Genomic DNA, 18,116 nt, shown 5'->3' on the forward strand with positions numbered 1-18,116 from the left:
TCCTGATCAATACTCTAAGTACTGTTGGGTTAAGAGGGCTGAATTTCAGATCATACTGCCACTCGGGCAACCTTGTGACAAAACACTGCCGTAGCTCGTCGTCGGGGTAAATAACATGACTAAATCAGCAGGTAGGAATACAACATCAGTAACCAAAGACAATGGCATATCCACAAATGAAATAGGATATAAAGCATAAGACACTGCTGAACCATCCAAGAAGCATGGTTGGCGAGCAACGGACAGCGCTGTACCGGAAAATGGCTTACCGTAACCTCCTCTGGCATGTGCATCCATAGATGAACATCCCACTGTCAAAGAAGCCAATGCGACAACGACAAGTACTTGAAGTTTTTTAAGAAGATCGTTTTTCATATCTGATAGGTTCCAACTGATTGTTATTGATGTAAATTATTATTCGACAACAGTAACCCTATCTGCATTTATAAAAAACCTACCTAACTAATTTGATTGGGAATAAATCAATTTTCGTGACAAATGTATCGCTTCTAACTTGGGTAAATATCAACTTATAAACGTTCAGTTCCTTCGACCCATCGCACAAAGGCGAACCAATTGGTTCGCCTTGAGTACATGAGGAAAGAGTAAAAACGACGTCAGTTACAGCTTATCTGCGTCGACAACTTTGATCGTTGTCCAGTTGGTGTTGGCATCTTGAATAAAGCCCTGTGTATCTTCTAGCCAGCGCTTCTGTACCGATTTATCCAAGTTTAAGTAGAGTTTGCCACCTTCTATCTTCCATGCCTCGGGATCGGTTTCAAACTTCTTACCCATTGCAACGCCAAATGCACAGTAACCACCATATTGCGGTGCATAGGCTTGTGGGTCTGATTTAAACTGTTCACGGTTTGCAGCGTTGGCAAAGTGATAGATTGCGTTGTTATACGTGGCTGAATACTCAGCTTTACCTTGCACTGCGCCATTATCTGTAAAGTACGCAACTGGGTCATATCCCTTGATTGCAAGATCATTAGCATCAACGCTCATGCCCACATCTGCGGCCATCAGTGAAAAACTGCTTCCGATTAAAGCGGCCATTAAAGAGAGTTTTCGACCCGTTGATTTAATGCGTGACATAGTAAGCTCCTTTCTATGTTTGTTTACCTTGTGTGAATAAGTTAGCTAACTAATCCGGTCTATAGAGGGACTAAAGACCAAAAAAGTACGCAAATCGTTCGGAGCCAAAATGGACTTGTTATCACAGTTGATGGAGCACTTCTCAATACGTACAGGCGTGTTCTATTCTGGGCATTTATGCGGTGTCTCGTCATTCAAGCCGGAACAACATAACCGAGGTCATCTACATGTATTAAACGCTGGAGAGTTAACCCTAACGTGTGCAGGAGAACAACCAAAGCGACTTACACAACCTTGCGTTGTTTATTTGCCAAATACTACCCCTCACAGGATAGAAGGAACGGAAGAAACCGAGTTAGTTTGTGCCAATGTGGATTATATAGGTAGCCAAATAAACCCATTGCTATCCGCTTTGCCGGACGCGATAGTAATACCTTTCCATGCAGCTCCTAATCTAACACCAGTATTAGAGATGCTATCTCGAGAAGCGAGTGAAAGCTCAGTTGGTCAAGAGTACTTACTGGGTAAATTGAGCGATGCCTTAATGGCGTTGATCTTTCGCTATTTGATTGAGGAACATCAAATAGAGCACGGGCTATTTGCGGCTCTTGCCCATCCACGACTTGCAGCTGTAATGACTATCATTCATCAGCTACCTGCCCGCCATTTGAGTCTAAGCGAGATGGCATCTAACGCGGCAATGTCGCGCACACAGTTTATTGAGACCTTTAAACAAGTGGTTGGGGAAACGCCTGGAGATTACGTTCAAAAATGGCGCATATCTGTAGCTCAGTCTTTGCTTCTGCAAAATAAGCCACTCAACTGGGTTTCCGATGACGTCGGTTACAGTAGCTATTCTGGCTTCTCCCGCGCTTTTCAAAGTGTCTCTGGAATGTCACCACGTCTCTGGTTGCAGGAGCAAAGGGATGAAAGTGAGTAAAAGACTCAAATCAGCCATTAAAGGTATTGGGAAAATCTAAAACCACGCCAATACTTCACGACGCATGACAGTGCGATAAAAATCGATGACAATACATGAAGTAAAGGAATCATACGTTCAATCATGAGGTGGCGGTCGGGGTAATGGTCGAACTCATTGCCGCACAAATGATGCCCAATTAGCGTGGTTTCCACAATAAAAGGAAACCAAAACCAACAGTTCACGCCTGACGCAATAATGCCTACAACAGCGTAAACTCGCCGCCAGAACGAGTTTTGAGTGCCACGTAACAAATAAGGTATGAGTATTACCAACGTCAGAGCGACATAACTGGCAGAGCTGAAAAAACGACTATCGTCTCCCTGAGTACAAGTTCCTACCACCGAGCCAAGCACTGATAAAACCGTAAAGAGCAAGATAAGGGCAAACAACAGCATCTTATGCTTTTCAATCCTCGTCAATCTGAGAAATGACAAATTCATCGACAAACAGCTTTCCTGTAATCGAATCAATCGCGGCGATGGCTCCTCCCGAGCCGTGGTAGGTTTCAGCATATAGATTGAATACTTGACCACAGGTTCGACAGGCAAAGTAGTTACAGATTAAATCACTCCACCCTTTCCGCTTTGCCATCTGAGAAAAAGGCTCACCCCAACTGCCGTAACCCAAGTATTTAAGCGCTTTAGCCTCCGTTCTTTCATTGAGAAAGCAGATTGCATTCGCCAAATCTTTAGGGTTGTTTATTTTTCTCGCGGCATCCGAACAATCTTCACAAATCATTTTGGTTTTCCAGTTCACCTTTAATTAAATTTATTGCTGACGTTTAAAATAAGCATCTAGATCATGAACGATGTGTTGTTGAAAGCCCTCCAGACTGCAAAGCATGATCTGAAGCTCTCGGTTATGTGTTCGGAAAAAAAGTGATAAACCACTTTCATAAGGAACGAAGTTATGGTCAATAAACACCATTTCCTCATCAACTTGATACCGCTCACCGTTATAATCATAAAATTCTTTTTTGATTCGGTAGCGAACACCAGGATGTAAAACACCAAAGCTCTTATTTTGACAAGTGTTGTTCATTTTCCTCAACGATCCTATCCTTTTGCATTCAACCTAATATAAGCAATCCTAAGACCTAACCGCTAACAACGAAGCCTACAAATACCGTATGTTTCGGGTCATTGTAGAAGTCGATGGTTGAAGTGCGATGCGCTTGTGTTCTTATCAGCGAGCGTTGCATTTGTTTCACGCTTTATCACAGCAGATTGCGAATCTATTGAGGTAAACGTTGGTATGTCTGGTTGGAAGCCAGAAAAAACTTTGTCACAGCAAATTGATTCCGAATTGCTTTGCTATTAAGTTTGTCAAAGCAAAACAAGCCACCGATACTACGCAGCTGATTAATAGCGTCAGCCAAAAGGAGTATTTGGTTAGCAAATATGGGAAGAGTAAAAACATTGGCAGCGTCGGCACGACAAACCAAAACGTATAGAAAGCGTGGTTGGACAGTTTCTCTGTCCCCTGACCTTCAATATACATCCATACCAGAGCCAGAATAGTCACCGTTGGTAAGGCAGCAACCAAAGCACCAAGTTTGTCACTTCTTTTCGCCACTTCAGAAATTAATACGACGATTGCCGCCGTGGTTAAGTACTTGGTCACTATCCATAGCATTGTATTGCACCTTCAATTCACTATCGCTCCGCTCTTAAAGTTAAACCAAAACAAGGCTTTGTTTACAAGCTGATAACCTAATATCTGTGAGTCTTCTCAGACATCAGGTAAAACGACAAACTCCGTAGGACAAGATAGCGACAAAAACACCCTCTAACGGTATGTCACAGATTTTCGTAATGTAACTTTCAAGCTTGAAGATTACACAATATACACCTTTCCGATCGAAACAAAGACACACCACCGAATAATCAACACACGGTGGCAGTATTATATCCGCTAAGATTTGGCGGATGATTCAATAGTTATTGGTATGAAGTTAACCTGTTCGCGCTTCTATAAACTTTCAAAAGGTCGCTGATGAAAAAAGGTGAACAAAAATACTCGCCACAAATTAATGGTAGATTAACGAATAACGGTGAACCTATTGGCGATGTATGTGTCTTTCTCAATATTGGGTTAAGCGCTTATAACAAATGCTTGGATTTTACTACGCTCACTAACCATGATGGTCAGTTTAGTTTTGCCCCAGTTTCAGAAAAAACACCTCTATTGAACATACCACTGGTTGAGCACTATGTAACGATAGTTGTGTCTGCGGAACTCAACTCTGAGAACAGAGCGGTCATTTGGGAAGGCTCCTACGACGGGTTTGATTTAGAAGACTATCTGATACAAAACATGAAAAGTCTGGCTTGCGATATCACGAACCCACTCAAGTATTTTGCATTCTCTATTGATGAAAATGGAAACGATGATTATTACGTCAATAGCCAGTGCGAACTGCGCGGCTACATGGATTCAGACTTATATGATAGTTAGGAAACAATGCACTCGATCTCGTCCTAAATTCTTTGCTTGATATAGAGCGCGGTCTGCATCAGCGAGTGCACCTTGCACAGTGTCAAAACCACTAAAGCTTGTGATACCAATGCTCACTGTAATATCAATATTTAACTCATGGATAACTACAGATGTTTGCGCGACCTCTTGTCGAATTCTCTCACAGCACAGTATTGCTTGCTCCTCGTCAACATGTGGCATTAAAAGTATAAACTCCTCGCCTCCCGTGCGTGCCAAAGAATAATCAGAGCTTATGTTAGCGCTACATAATTTGGAAAAATGCGCCAGTACCTGGTCTCCAACCTCATGACCATGGGAATCGTTAATACGCTTAAAGAAATCGATATCAAGTACAGCAATTGCGCCAGCAGGATTTTCTGCTTTTAATGCTTCGAACTTACTTTCAAGTCCTCGTCGGTTAAGCAACCCCGTCAGGTAATCTGTTTGGGCTTCATTTTGTAAATCACTACGTTGCTTTTCTGAATGGCGATACTTATTAAAGTATTTAACAGATGTCGTGATGACGAGCAGTACCGAAAACAATGTCAAAAAGATAACTAACCTTGGCGTGATACCAGTATCGTTGGATGTTATGGAGAGCTGCCAATTAGTATTGAAGATATTCACTATTCCCGTATAAGCGTTACCATCGTTCTGTCCTTTTGAACTGATCACTTTATCGTAATAATTTGAGCTATCAGGATCGTATCCAACTACTGAGTAGTTCTTGATGTTGTTGGCGCTCAGTATCTCTTCTAGTGAAGCTAATATGGATTCTAAGTAGATAACAGATGAAGAGAATCCAATAAACCCCGCTTCATTTGAAATTCCCTTACGTAGAATAAATGCTTGTTTACCATTTTGGACAAGTTTTACCGGCCCAATAATTGTATTTTTCTTGCAGTCAATCGATTGAGCAGCGCCAACCTTTCTATTTTGGTCTTTTAAAACGTTATGGCCGATGGCCAGTTTTTGCGACTCATAAGGATATACCAATGCGACAATACCTTTTGGTAAGTAAAGCAACGCATCAACATTTCGATAAGTAAGGAGCAATGTTCGGCTTAGTTTATTAAATGCTTCTTGAGATATTGAGTCATCATCTGAAAGGATAACCATTTCTCTCACAACCTCAGCGGTAATCAACGCATCATTAAAAATAACTTTCATCTCTTTGTTGATAGCGTTAATCACTTTTTCGGTTTCATTTTGGTTGTTGATAGCGCTGAGTTTTGTAGCAAGCAGTTCGGTAAATATTATTAACAAGAACATCAATACCACTTTAAAGGTTCTACTCATTTCAACTATCCTAATCCAGCTGGTTCTCCATATCCTTAATTTATGTCTTAAAATCCGTTTAGCTTGATACCCAAGTAATTTCTAGACGCTTAGTTCAGCGAAAATGACTTAGGTATATATTAATGCCTTTCCAAATAAAGCACTTACATTCGATAGGCAAAAGGAATGCGAATTATACGCCTAAATGAATATGAGTCGATGATCAAAAGGTATCGTTACGGCAAATATTTTTTATCTCATAATCGTTAACTTCTATCGATCGAACAGATTGATCGATACGATCGAATTTGTTAATTAACAAATTTAATCGTCACGGCAAAAAACAACCCGCCTACTTGCTTAGAAAACAAGCGATTTCTATTTTTAAATCTACTCATGATTCAGAGAGCTCTGTTCTATGGAAACGCTTCATTTCTTTAGCAAACTCTTGAAAGTCGATGTGTTTAACTAATGCTGCGCATAATGAGGGCAGAGGATCAAACATGAATACGCTGTCATTATGTTTAATATGGTCAAAGATTTGCGCTAGATTTTCTCGGTCAGATAAACCTGTAGACAAGAACAACGCGTGAATTTTTCCTATATCGTTGGCTTTGTCCAACTTACGTACAAAAGCATCCAGCGATGCTTCAGCATTTTGGCGCTCCCCCTTAAGAAAGTCAGCATGAAGTTGAATGAGAGTGAAATGCAGAGTTTCACTCTCATTCATTTTTAAACGGGATACTTCATTAAGAACCCGAGCAAACTTCTTTTCATATAATATTCGCCCTTCTTCACTTCTCATCCACACCATAAGTAACGCAAACAAATAATTCAGGGTGCTATGAACAACATTTTGATTGATTTGTTTTGCTGCATTTAGGTCTGAAGAAAAGTGAACAAGCGCATCTTCATATTTTCCTAAACCAATGGCGAACAATGCCAGTATTTGATGCTGTACTCGACTTAGTCCCCACTGGAGGCCAGATCGAGCAGCCAGCTGATAAGCTTGTTTGACATGGCCACTTTTTAGTAACAATAGGCTACCAATTTCCTCAAAAGGTTGGCCTAGTTGAAATCGAGTTGAGTCAAACTTTTCATACAGTTCGAGCGCTTCTTCCGTTTGGCCATTTAAAACCAATGTATTGAGAAATAAACTAATTTCAACAGAAGAGTCACGTTTACCACCCTCTTTGATTAGAACGCCATAGAGCTCAGACGCCTGCTTGAGCTCTCGATTTAGTAGATGATGATTTGCTCGATTGAGCCGCAAGTCATGCTGATAGTCGATATAATGGCGTTCAAAAAACTGATAGCGCTTTTCAATATCATTGTGGCTATCTAGGTTTTCGGTTTGTAATAAAGGCCAGACTTTATTTTTTTTCTTGAACACCTTACGGATGAGGTCGCTGATATCTTGTTGGTTATCGTCTGGAGTAATGTGGACATCAGCCAAATAATAAGATCTATCGCGGACGAACCCTCTTTTACAATCCATGACAATAGTAGAACGCTCATCTACGGCGTTAGCCTTCTTTAGCTCATAAATTAAGTCCTGAGATTTTACCTGGCCGTTTCGAAAGCTCTGATCACATATCAAGATATCAAACTGCTGGTGGAAACTCCGATTAAGCGCTTCTGTCGGTGAGTTCAAGTGCACTATTTTATGCTGACGAATTCCTAGGGAGAGTAAGAGACTCGATATACTGATATTTTTATTTGCGAACTCTTTAATAAGCAGTACATTTGCATCTCTCAACTTAAGCATACCAGCCATCTTCCTTATTAAATTGGCCAGGCTCGTTGCGGATTTGTGCCTTGTAACACATTAAAATCACGAATGTTTAATCCTATACTGGCAGTAAGGATCAATATTATCGTTTATAAATTGTCAGTTACTTTTCTAGGCTCAAGTTTGTGCGATTGGTTCCAAGGATTGATTATACTCTCGACACTTGCACTGAAAATCCCGAGAAATCAGTTTTGTAATCCCCATTGTTCATGAAATGCTTCAAACTCTTCAATAAACACCTTAAAGCGTTTCGGCGTATGTATGCTCTGTTTGTACAAAATATAGAGTGTCCCCTCCTCAAACCATTCACCATTGAATAGCTTTATCAGCTCGCCGCAACGCACTTGTTCACGTACCTGGTTATCAGGAATTAAACCAATACCAAACCCCTCTTGAGCCAAATTAATCGCGATGTCTATTGAGTTTGTCGTCATGTCACCAGTCACTTCAATCTGACGCTTGTCTCCGTTCTCATTCGTCAGATTCCAATATCTTTCTTGGCTCGGTGTGTTGGTGTGAGTAATACATTGGTGCAGCTCTAAATCATGAACATATTTAGGTTCGCCACGTTTTTGAACGTATTTTGGGGAAGCGTAGCAGCATCGTGTAAATCGAGACGCTTTTCTGCAGACGACTGACTCATCGTTCGGTAAAAACGGGGCAATCATCAAATCTACATCTTCAAATAAGCTCAAAGTATTTGGCGTCAATGTATGAAAGTGAATGTGGATATTCGGATACTTTTCATGGAAATCCGGTAAGAAGCTCTTTGTTAAAAACCTCGCCATCGGGTGTAAACAACCTATACGCAGTAGGCCACTAATACCTTTACGCTCAACATGAAGCTTTTCTACAGTGTGGTCGATAAGATCTAGAATTTGGCCAGCCGACTCCAAAAACGTTTCGCCTTGTGGCGTAAGGCTAATACTGCTCCCTCTCCTATGAACCAAAGTAACATTTAGGCTTTCTTCCAATGCTTTAATTTTTCTGCTTAATGTCGGTTGGCTTACATCGAGTGCTTTTGCAGTTTCGGTGTAGTTTAGTTTTTTCGCCAAAACAGAGAACATTTTAACGGCTTCGATATCCATGTTTAGCTCCTAATCGTGTCTCTAAGATATTACTGACTATTATGTAAATTTTCTCCCTTCATCACTGTAAGTAAAAAAATATCACCCCTTTATTTGATCTCACCTCTGCTATTCAGTTTCTGAATTACTGCTATTTCCTACTCGCGTATTGCCAAAAGAACAACTCTATATAATTCGACACAACTTTTCATAACTACCACCTTAGAGTAGGTCTATTCATGCAGTTAAAACATCCTTTACTATTTTCCACACTCGCTTTGTGTACAACGCCTGTCGCGGCAACAACCTTTGAAGCACCCAACTTTTATGGCGACATTTTAGGGCAAGTACGCTGGGAAGCGGGACAAGATTATCAGTCAGAAATTCATCGCGCTAATGCAGGCATCAAAGGCAAACATGATGCTGGTCTATTGCGTGTTATCTATAACCTAGAAGCTGAGTATTCTGAAGATTTAACTCAAAAGGTTACAGAGGAGCAAGACTTCGATACCCGCGTTAGCGAAGCAAACTTAATTCTAGTAACCAAAGATTTCGGCGGCATCTACTTCGGCAACGGGACCACTGGCACCTATAAAGATCTCTACTCTCGCGTCGACATTTTTGAGAGCAATAATATGCATCGTTCAAGTAATGCGGCTTTATTTCGCCAAGCAAAATCTGGCGACAATCAACTTGCCTATATGACACCAAAATGGAACGGTGTATACGCAAAACTCGCGGTCATAAGCCCTGACAATAGCAATGGAGAAGACATTGATATTCTTGGTCTGCGCTTACTGTATGTGACCGATAACTTTGATCTGGTACTGAATCGTGCCCAAGTCGACGAGAAACAAATGCCAGGGCATCAAGACGATGACTACGTTCGTTACGCTCTGTCGTCTTCTTACACTTGGGATAACTTCTACCTTGGTGGCCTCATTGAGCTGAATTACGACGATCCCCAAGGCGACAGCGCGGTATATGGTATCTCAGGCAAATACTCTCTAGATAAGCTGACCTTTAAGCTGGGAGCTCAACACAAAGCGTTCGATGATTCCGATAAAGATAGCCAAACGCTTTACCTAGCAAGTCTCAACTATGCCTTTAGTCAACAGTTCTCTACCTATATTGAAGTCGCTGAGTACGCTGAAGATTCAGCAACCAATGACCCGGCGAACAACAACGGTGAAAACCGAAATGACAACATTAACATCGGCCTCCACTTCAAGTTTTAACGCCTTGTGCTAAGGATCTAACAGATGAAAAAGCTATTCACAACGTTGAGCTTACTCTGCGCAGCTCAAGCCTATGCAGGTGTCTCTATTACCGACTGTGTCATCGTTGAACCCGCTCCAGGCGTCAACAAAACCGGACTGTTTTTTAATGCGACCTTTACTGAAGACGAGGAAGTAAAAGCACTGAGACTCCCTTCTCCGGAAGCCATTCTAGGAGCGGAAATACCGGAGCTTACCAATGAGGTTCAAATGCACAACACCATTATGAAAGATGGCGTGATGAAGATGCAGCGTTTTCCGAAACTGTTCCTCAAAAAGAACACTGTGACCAAACTAGAACGCGGTGGAACGCACTTTATGTTAATGGACCTTAAGAAACGCCCACTCGCCGGTGAAAAGTACACGGTCAACTTATGGCTGACCTACCTTTCAGACCAACAATGTGAAGCGAACGTTCTTAAATCTTCTGACTTTCCCCCGAAGCATAGAATGTAGGTGAGATGATGAAAATTATTGAGCAAATTAAACAAGTGAAACGCTCGGTTAAACTTGCCATTGTCGCAGTCGGCATCGGTATTGGTTTGATCTCTGCACTCCCTGCGACCGAAGTTTTGCATGTATTCAGTACCAATGAATTTTGTGCGTCATGCCATACGATGAAACCAATGGCTGAAACGTTTTCTCAATCGATACATGGCGGTAATAACCAACATGGTTTTGTCGCAGATTGTATCGATTGTCACCTGCCGAAATCGAATATTGTCGAAGAGCTTTGGGTAAAAGGAACATCCGGCACTCGCCACCTATGGGGAGAATTTGTGCTGGGTATGGAATCGCTTGATTATGAAGAACTTCACCCTAAACGTGGTGAGTATGTTTATGACTCAGGCTGTATCAATTGCCACCGAGGCTTGGAAGAGCGCGCTCAAGGTGCGGACGAAAACTCACCTGCATCGGACTTTTCTCATAACCTTGCATTTAACAACAAAGCTAACGATCCATCTTGGAAGTGTTCGAGCTGCCACTACGATATCGCCCACCCTAACTTAAAGCGTGAGATGCGTTTACGTGATGAAGAACGAATTCGTAATTTGGCGGCAACTGAGGGCTTATAAATGAAACATTCATCCGCATTGACACTTGCCATCAGCTTAGCATTGGCTGGTAGCACTTTAGCAGCAGAAGACATCGATAATGGATACGGTGATTACACCATTAATCGAACTTTTGAAGATTTAAAGAAATCACCTAAGGACCTAAAAGCAGCAAAACGTATCGTGTTTGGTTGTTACCTCGGTTGCCACCGACCAGCAAAAGAGGAAGTGCCTGAAACGCTGAGCCCTAAGCTTGAAGGCTTTGATCCGCAATGGTTCTTAGACCAATGGTTCTCTATGGATAATGAGCGCCACGCAGGTATCTCTTCTCAAATGAAAGAGATCGTTTACGCTAACCCGCCTCGTGATATGGCATCGACTGCAATCCTGCTTGGTGCACAAAAAATGAAGTACAACCCAATGCCGGATGTACTGGAAAGTGAAGAGTTTAAACGCGGAAAAGAAACTTACGACAGAACCTGTAAAGCCTGTCATGGAGAACAAGGCGCATCAACTCAGAAAAACTTCCCGCCATTGAAAGGCCAAATGCCAACGTACATCTATGAACAGATGATTGCCTACCGCGACGGCAAACGTACAAACGGTGCATTAGCAGGCATCATGATGCCTTACGCTAAGATGTTGTCAGACCAAGACTACCGTGATGTTGCGGCTTATGTTTCTGGTCAACGCGTCAAGCCGATTGAAAAGGAAGAGTTTATTACTGGCATCGGAATGCCTGCACCTAAAGGTTTCAAGTTGCCAGAAACAGGTCAAATTCAGAACTTTACTGACACCTTTGGCGAAGATTCTGACTATCAAGGTAATGAGCCTAGTTACACTATCTCTGAATCAGGGAAAGTCGTTCTCGACAACAATACCCAGCTGATGTGGGAACGTGATTCCTCCCGAATCTGGATGACGGCCGTGGAAGGTAAAGAATACTGCGCAAACCTAGAAATCGATGGTTACACAGATTGGCGCTTCCCGTTAATGAAAGAGCTATTCTCCATAGCTGACATGGGTGAGTTCCGTCCGGCTATTAATACCGATGTGTTCTTGAACATGCCTCGTCAAAACTCTGGTATTTGGACGTTCCCTGTTTCTGACCGTCACGATCACGTTTGGCACGTAGGCTTCCCTGATGCTCATATCATGGGTCAACATACCGCTTCAACCAAGCTAGTTCGCTGTGTTCGCGCGGATAACGACGCCGCATACCACAACATGCAATACGTGGATAACGGTGACGGTACAGTCACAGAAAAAGTGACCAATCGAATGTGGCAGCAAAACATTGATTATGTGAAACGCAAGTTCGATGACTCTCTGAAGTACTGCCAAGACTTAGAATATGCTGGCTATGATGACTGGCGCACTCCAGATATCAAGGAGATGAACTCAATTGTAAACTACAACAAAGTTTCTCCAGCTATTGATGAAGAGTTTTTCCCGAACACACCAGTGAAGTCATTCTTCTGGACCAGTACCTCTGATGTTGCCGGCCCTACGCTTCACGTAAGACCGTTATCGGCTCGTAAGAAAAACCAAACGCCTGAGCAATTGGATTTGAGATTTACGGGTGATAACGAAGGTTGGGCGCATGGCTATTTGACAGGACAAGGCTTCGGTATGTCAAAAGACTCCGAGTTCTATACTCGCTGTGTTCGCAACCCTTAGTTTTTCAATGAAGCCCTCTTGAGGGCTTCTTTACTTCCACACCAAGAATGTCGCCCCAAAAATCATTTATGGCTCGATTGCGATGATGCTTTCTATTGTTCGAGGTTACTATGAACAAGATTTTAATTCCCCTACTTACCTCTTTGCTTACCTTTTCTGCGTACGCCGATATCGAAGGTCGATATGATGATGGTGCTCGTTGGGCATTCATTTCTGACGATGACTCAAAAAACGTCGCCGTTATTGACACCTTTACGTTTTCCTACACAGACCAGATCGAACTCAAGGCAAAACCGATTCATCTTGAAGTGTCAGACGTACAAGACGTTCTCGTCTACATCGACGGACAAACACCAACCGTCTTCGTCTACGACTTAGTTAAAAAAACACACTGGCAGATGGAGATGGAAAGTGTTCCTACAGAAATTACCTTTCATGCTGATGAAGCCCAACTGGCAGTGGCAATGAAGGATCGCATAGACATTATTAAACCGCTAAAACGTGAATACATCGCCACGATTACCGACATCAAATCGCCGTTTAGCATGAACTTTGATAACGGCGGCTACAACTTGTATGTTTCAGAAAGCAAGTCAGGAAAAACACTTATTTATCGTAATCACGATGGTCAAAGAAGCTATATCAATGTCGGCGAAGGTAACGTATCTGAACTGACTTTGTCACCAGACGCACGCTTAGCACTTACCTCCCAATATAAAGATAATTCCGTGGTTGTTTGGGATCTCTCTATGGAAATGGAATTCAACACCTTCCATTTCGACTCACAACCTTGGCGTCCCTACGTGAGTTCAGATTCTGAATATATTGTTCTTGCCAGTGAAAGTGGTCAAGCGCAAGTTATCGAATCTTGGGGAGGTGAAGTTGTCAAAGAACTCAAGCTTACTGGGGCTCCAAAGTCTATTCGTACTGGTTGGATAGAGACAATGGGCATCATTGAATCAAAGGGAGCTCTGGACATTTTTGAGCTTTCGACCAATACACCAGTTCAATCAGTCTCGTTAAAAAATGACTTGCGAGAAGTAGTTGTGGTTTCAGACTCAAAGACGCTGTTTGCAACGCAAGAAGGCTCTTCAAAACTGTTCGTGTACGACATCCGCACCAAAAAGGTGTTGAAAGAGATCGACACCAAGCTCGCCAAGCCCCACCTGCTAGCAATGGGCATTACAAATACTGTATGTCACTAAAGGAACGAACAATGAGACGACAAACTTCCTATACTATCTATGCTTTTCTAGCGGCATGCTTGCTGAGTTTTAGCGCCGCGGCTAAACCTTTAAAGTTTGAACTGCAAGAGAATACCTTAGGTACTGTGACCGAGAAAAATTGGCACGGGAAATTCCTATTAATGGGTATAGGTTACACCAGTTGCCCAGACATTTGCCCCACCACTGTTATCGATTTAGCGACCGCGGTGAATTCGTTAAAAGAGGAGGCCGATAAGGTTACGCCAATCTTTATCTCTGTTGATCCTAACCGCGATACCGTTGAAAACTTGGACATGTATGTAAAGTACTTTGATCCCAAAATGGTTGGATTAACCGGAACTCAAGATCAGATCAAAGCAATAGCAAAGAGTATGAAAGCAACCTATGGCTACTCTCTTGAAGGCAAGCCGATTTATCCCCCTCTCCCAAAACAATATGAAGTTTACCACTCTGCCTACATCTACCTTTACGGACCAGACAGAGAGCTTATCGATGTATTTGGTTATGGCGAAGGTGGTGTAAAAATCGGTCAAAGTTTGAAGAGGTATATCAATGAATAAATGGACCTCACTTGCACTGGTTAGCGTAACGTTATGCTTGAGCTTCTCGATAACAGCAAAAGAATGCACCACCCCAGATGGGTTTACACTAGAAAACGCGACTTATCAGCTTACCGAGTTAAAAAGCCCAGTAAGCTTGGTCAATCTATGGGCGGTTTGGTGCCCTCCTTGTTTAAAGGAGTTGCCTGCGCTCGACAGCATAGCGAATAACGAAAATTTTAGTATTGAAACAGTACACATTGGGGATAATCTTCCGGCCATCGAAGAGCGTTTTTCTAAATTGGGTGTTCATCACTTACCGAAAACCATTGAACCAGATATGGGAGCAATTCACGCGCTCGGTTTTCAAGGATTACCAGCCACATTGGTAGTGATTAATGGTGAAACCAAGTTTCGTTATTCTGGGTATATCAAGCAATCACCCGAAGTGATTCAAGACTGGCTAACTTGCTTAAGAGAGGAGCTGTAATCATGAAACGCATGCTTATTTTACTTATTGTCTCCATCAGCTTTTCTGCTTTTGCCAGCACTGAAAGTGATAAAGGCAAAGCGCTTTACATCGCCCCTGGGAAAGGTGGTTGCGCCACATGCCATGGTGAGACCGGAAATGAGCCCGTGATGCCTATGTACCCTAAAATCGGTGGGCAAAACGAACTTTACCTCTTCAATCAAATGAAAGATTACAAGACGAAAAAACGTAAAAACGGCTTGTTCATGACCATGGAGATAGCAATGGAACACTACACGGATGAAGAGATTCGCCTTATGGCTAAATACCTGAGCGCAATTGGAAACCCTTAGGGACTGATACCCAAAAAAGACGGTCCATAACGAGACCGTCTTTTGGAACTCATACTCTTCAACCTCTTCTGAACTTTTTAAGTACTTACTCCATTCACAACAAGTTACGCTACGCTGTGCTTAGAGATTGTTTTTGTATTGCCCTAACATACTTTCAAATTCCTTTGGGCTGAGTTTTACCTCTCCAAGTTCATCTTCCAAAAAACCTAACAACATCTCTGCACCCACCTCCCCATTTTCAAAAGCTTGTGAAAGATAGTACGCGGATAGTGTTTTGTTTTCGGGTAAGTAGCAGCCATCGTCATATAGGCATGACCCCAAATAAAACTGAGCGCTAGCAAGGCCACCTTGAGCCGCTGCCGACATCAAAGAGAATCCACGAGCTATATTTTGAACTGAGGGCTCTCGCAGTAAAATAAGTCCTAAAAGCTCTCGGCAATACTCGTCCCCTCTTTCAACAGCGGCTTCTAGCTTAGTAACTGCATCTGAAATCCGACCTTGTTCATAAAGCTCATTAGCCTCTGCATATAGCTCATGAGTGGAGGCGGCCAATTGAGTCTTAAGCGCATTACCGCTTGATGACGCGGGTGCGCCCTTTTTATACTCAGCGCACGCACTGACGGCAATGCAGAGTAATATTAGAGGTAGACTTTTCATATTCTTACCGTCCAACTTTAAAAGTATGATAGTAGAATATGGATCATCGAGCTCATTGAGTGAAACTTAAATCGGCGTATAGCAAGATATTTTCAAGCTCACTTCACATTCGCTTGTACTGTCCCGCTACCTAGCTTCCAATTTGATATGAACTTAGTTTTTGGGCTCTGCTGCTTCTTTTTTCTCTTCTCTAACGCTTGTATTTTCAATGACTTCAGCAACATCTTGAGTCTCCGTGTCTACCCACTTCATAAACACTTGATAGCCAGCCGCTAAGAATGCCGCACCGATGAACATGCCCAGAATACCACCAGACATCATGCCGCCAACTGCACCAATTAGAACAATCGGCATGGGGACATCTAAACCACGACCCAGTATCAATGGCTTTAAGAAGTTATCAATTAAACTAGCGGCGATCAGTAAGATGGTAAAGATGACGTTATGAACCGTGCCACTATCCCCCGCCCACAATAAGCCAACTGCGACTAAAGCAATGATGGTGACCGGAAGCTGAACGATAGCGAAGACTAATGCGATAAGCGTAAACAAGGCCGCAACAGGTACGCCTGATAATGCAACAACGGCACCAAATGCCATTGCTGTTAAGAAAGCGATACCAATAATACCCACTGCAACTTGCCTGATTGTTGCCGTAGTGAGCTCATGCAATTCTGGTCCTCTGACTTCATCAGTAAAACTAATGAAAATCTTACGTATCGATTTTGCTGCAGGTTGTGCCCAGGCCAACATAATACCTGCGATAATAATCGCACCAATCAACATAAACATGCTTTTCGCTGCGCCTGTCGCACTATCCACAAACCCGCTAAAGAAGGTCTTAATTTGTGGCTGACGCTTCTCAATAAAAGTTGGCAAATCATCTGCGGCTTCATACCAAACCGCATGAACTTTCTCACCGACCAACGGCCAGCTTTTCACACTGTCTGCTGGTTTGGAGACAACCAGAGTACCATCTCGATACGACTCAAGGGCACCAAGCGTCTTAGAAGCAAACGAGTTACCAACCATTGCTGTTGGTGTACCGAGGATCAACACTCCGACAATGGCAATCAATGTTGCAGATCGAGAAGAACTCAAACTGAACTTTCTTTCTATCAATAATTTGATTGGGTAGAGTGCGATTGCCAGTACGAGAGCCCAAAGCAAGATAGGCAGAAAGGGTAAGAACGCCCACCAACAGACAATAACGATAAGTGTCGTTACTGAAAACCTAATCAATGAAGTAGTAAGAGCTTTCGCGAGAACTTTCTCTAGATTTTCATTTGAGTTACTCAAAGCTTGATTTCTCCCATCTAGCGAATCCGAAGCATTTGATGCTTTAATTACAGAAAGCTTCGAACGAATATTAAATACACCTCAGAAGCCAGTCTGCCCAATACGCTTGTACGCATCTATATAACCTAGTACACCCTCCCGTATATTCCACGGTTTCGTTGCGTCAAGTACCGAATAAATTGAATTTGGTGATGGTATTCGGGTTTTCTCTGTTTGGATTTTAGTTAACGCTCTCAAAGCTTTATATTTGTGTGCAATTGCACTATTTAGCTTTAAGGGCAAACATGTCAGAACTTAATCGTATGCGTTCAGGTGAGATGTATAACTGCTTGGACAAAGAGCTTCAGATGATGTGTGATAGTACTTCTGCATTGATCTTCAAATTCAATCATGAATCAGACGCAGAAAAACGTCATGCACTACTGACTAGTATGGGGGTGAGCTTAGGTGAAGGAGCATGTATCCAAGCGCCACTGCAACTAACCTACGGCTGCCACCTAACCATTGGAAAAAATAGCTATATCAACTGGGATGCGATCATATTAGATAATGGGAAGGTCGCTATTGGTGCGAACGTGATGATTGGTCCACGAGTTCAAATCTATACCGCTGCACATGCTTTAGAAACCGAGCAACGCCTTGCTGGAGATGAAACGGCCAAGCCAGTGACAATCAAAGACAAAGTATGGATTGGAGGCGGTGCCATCATCATGCCAGGAGTAACCATCGGAGAAGAAGCTGTTGTAGGAGCTGGCTCCGTGGTAACCAAAGATGTTGCAGCCGGAGATCGCGTCGTCGGAAATCCTGCCCGCTCCATTAAAAACGGTTGATAACCTTATCATTCTAACGAATTGAAAACCCGACTA

At 42.6% G+C, this 18,116-nt stretch carries 21 protein-coding genes; 11 read left to right on the forward strand and 10 right to left on the reverse strand.

Features of this window, described 5'->3' with window-relative positions:
* Positions 1-45: 45 nt before the first annotated feature.
* Together J4N37_RS16840 and J4N37_RS16845 are read right to left on the reverse strand one after the other, a co-directional pair.
* Positions 46-375 carry a YceK/YidQ family lipoprotein gene (locus J4N37_RS16840; RefSeq protein ID WP_143693373.1) on the reverse strand — a complete coding sequence of 110 codons (330 nt, stop codon included), beginning with the start codon at positions 373-375 and terminating at the stop codon, positions 46-48.
* A gap of 246 nt (positions 376-621) precedes the next feature.
* Complete coding sequence (locus J4N37_RS16845) at positions 622-1,098, reverse strand: YHS domain-containing (seleno)protein (protein ID WP_138956225.1); 477 nt, start codon at positions 1,096-1,098, stop codon at positions 622-624.
* A gap of 109 nt (positions 1,099-1,207) precedes the next feature.
* On the opposite strand from J4N37_RS16845, the gene J4N37_RS16850 reads away from it, so the two are divergent.
* A complete protein-coding gene (locus J4N37_RS16850) occupies positions 1,208-2,038 on the forward strand; it encodes an AraC family transcriptional regulator (RefSeq protein ID WP_252042846.1) in 831 nt (276 codons plus the stop codon).
* A 447-nt stretch (positions 2,039-2,485) separates the two neighbouring features.
* On the opposite strand, the gene J4N37_RS16855 is transcribed toward J4N37_RS16850, so the two are convergent.
* The 3 genes from J4N37_RS16855 to J4N37_RS16865 form a co-directional block, all read right to left on the reverse strand.
* On the reverse strand, positions 2,486-2,818 hold the full coding sequence (locus tag J4N37_RS16855) for a hypothetical protein (RefSeq protein WP_252042847.1): 333 nt from the start codon (positions 2,816-2,818) through the stop codon (positions 2,486-2,488).
* 30 nt (positions 2,819-2,848) lie between these two features.
* Positions 2,849-3,121: a DUF3601 domain-containing protein gene (locus tag J4N37_RS16860; protein WP_252042848.1), complete on the reverse strand. Its 273-nt coding sequence runs from the start codon at positions 3,119-3,121 to the stop codon at positions 2,849-2,851.
* Between the two features lie 243 nt (positions 3,122-3,364).
* Complete coding sequence (locus J4N37_RS16865; protein WP_071234431.1) at positions 3,365-3,715, reverse strand: DUF3147 family protein; 351 nt, start codon at positions 3,713-3,715, stop codon at positions 3,365-3,367.
* A 360-nt stretch (positions 3,716-4,075) separates the two neighbouring features.
* Here J4N37_RS16865 and J4N37_RS16870 point away from each other — a divergent pair, with 360 nt between their 5' ends.
* Positions 4,076-4,537, forward strand: coding sequence for a DUF6795 domain-containing protein (locus J4N37_RS16870; protein WP_252042849.1), 462 nt, complete (start codon positions 4,076-4,078; stop codon positions 4,535-4,537).
* Here J4N37_RS16870 and J4N37_RS16875 read toward each other — a convergent pair.
* From J4N37_RS16875 to J4N37_RS16885, 3 genes are all read right to left on the reverse strand, one after another.
* Positions 4,523-5,857 carry a sensor domain-containing diguanylate cyclase gene (locus J4N37_RS16875; RefSeq protein ID WP_252042850.1) on the reverse strand — a complete coding sequence of 445 codons (1,335 nt, stop codon included), beginning with the start codon at positions 5,855-5,857 and terminating at the stop codon, positions 4,523-4,525. The genes J4N37_RS16870 and J4N37_RS16875 overlap by 15 nt on opposite strands.
* 373 nt (positions 5,858-6,230) lie before the next feature.
* The gene (locus J4N37_RS16880; protein WP_252042851.1) at positions 6,231-7,604 is read right to left on the reverse strand and encodes a response regulator; all 1,374 of its coding nucleotides are present in this window, start codon (positions 7,602-7,604) and stop codon (positions 6,231-6,233) included.
* A 209-nt stretch (positions 7,605-7,813) separates the two neighbouring features.
* Entirely contained in the window at positions 7,814-8,716 is a 903-nt protein-coding gene (locus tag J4N37_RS16885) for a LysR family transcriptional regulator (RefSeq protein ID WP_038883930.1), read from the reverse strand.
* 218 nt (positions 8,717-8,934) lie between these two features.
* Here J4N37_RS16885 and J4N37_RS16890 point away from each other — a divergent pair, with 218 nt between their 5' ends.
* The 8 genes from J4N37_RS16890 to J4N37_RS16925 all read left to right on the forward strand — a co-directional run bounded on the left by J4N37_RS16890 (position 8,935) and on the right by J4N37_RS16925 (position 15,294).
* Positions 8,935-9,933, forward strand: coding sequence for a porin (locus J4N37_RS16890; protein ID WP_252042852.1), 999 nt, complete (start codon positions 8,935-8,937; stop codon positions 9,931-9,933).
* 24 nt (positions 9,934-9,957) lie between these two features.
* On the forward strand, positions 9,958-10,428 hold the full coding sequence (locus J4N37_RS16895; RefSeq protein WP_252042853.1) for a copper chaperone PCu(A)C: 471 nt from the start codon (positions 9,958-9,960) through the stop codon (positions 10,426-10,428).
* An 8-nt stretch (positions 10,429-10,436) separates the two neighbouring features.
* Complete coding sequence (locus J4N37_RS16900) at positions 10,437-11,048, forward strand: cytochrome c3 family protein (RefSeq protein ID WP_010452073.1); 612 nt, start codon at positions 10,437-10,439, stop codon at positions 11,046-11,048.
* On the forward strand, positions 11,049-12,707 hold the full coding sequence (locus J4N37_RS16905) for an Lcl domain-containing protein (protein ID WP_010452076.1): 1,659 nt from the start codon (positions 11,049-11,051) through the stop codon (positions 12,705-12,707).
* 110 nt (positions 12,708-12,817) lie between these two features.
* Complete coding sequence (locus tag J4N37_RS16910) at positions 12,818-13,912, forward strand: YncE family protein (RefSeq protein WP_010452079.1); 1,095 nt, start codon at positions 12,818-12,820, stop codon at positions 13,910-13,912.
* 11 nt (positions 13,913-13,923) lie between these two features.
* The gene (locus tag J4N37_RS16915; protein WP_010452081.1) at positions 13,924-14,493 is read left to right on the forward strand and encodes an SCO family protein; all 570 of its coding nucleotides are present in this window, start codon (positions 13,924-13,926) and stop codon (positions 14,491-14,493) included.
* Positions 14,486-14,962: a TlpA family protein disulfide reductase gene (locus tag J4N37_RS16920; protein ID WP_045385027.1), complete on the forward strand. Its 477-nt coding sequence runs from the start codon at positions 14,486-14,488 to the stop codon at positions 14,960-14,962. The genes J4N37_RS16915 and J4N37_RS16920 overlap by 8 nt, the downstream gene beginning before the upstream one ends.
* A gap of 2 nt (positions 14,963-14,964) precedes the next feature.
* Complete coding sequence (locus tag J4N37_RS16925) at positions 14,965-15,294, forward strand: c-type cytochrome (protein ID WP_010452086.1); 330 nt, start codon at positions 14,965-14,967, stop codon at positions 15,292-15,294.
* Positions 15,295-15,414: 120 nt separating this feature from the next.
* Here the strand turns inward: J4N37_RS16925 and J4N37_RS16930 are convergent, their stop codons facing one another.
* Entirely contained in the window at positions 15,415-15,951 is a 537-nt protein-coding gene (locus J4N37_RS16930; protein ID WP_045385024.1) for an SEL1-like repeat protein, read from the reverse strand.
* A 153-nt stretch (positions 15,952-16,104) separates the two neighbouring features.
* Entirely contained in the window at positions 16,105-17,250 is a 1,146-nt protein-coding gene (locus J4N37_RS16935) for an AI-2E family transporter (RefSeq protein ID WP_045385021.1), read from the reverse strand.
* Positions 17,251-17,534: 284 nt separating this feature from the next.
* Between J4N37_RS16935 and J4N37_RS16940 the strand changes: the two genes are divergently transcribed.
* Positions 17,535-18,080: a sugar O-acetyltransferase gene (locus J4N37_RS16940; RefSeq protein ID WP_252042855.1), complete on the forward strand. Its 546-nt coding sequence runs from the start codon at positions 17,535-17,537 to the stop codon at positions 18,078-18,080.
* Positions 18,081-18,116: the final 36 nt, after the last annotated feature.

Source organism: Vibrio sp. SCSIO 43153, assembly GCF_023716625.1.
In the GTDB taxonomy this organism is placed as follows: Bacteria; Pseudomonadota; Gammaproteobacteria; order Enterobacterales; family Vibrionaceae; genus Vibrio; species Vibrio rotiferianus.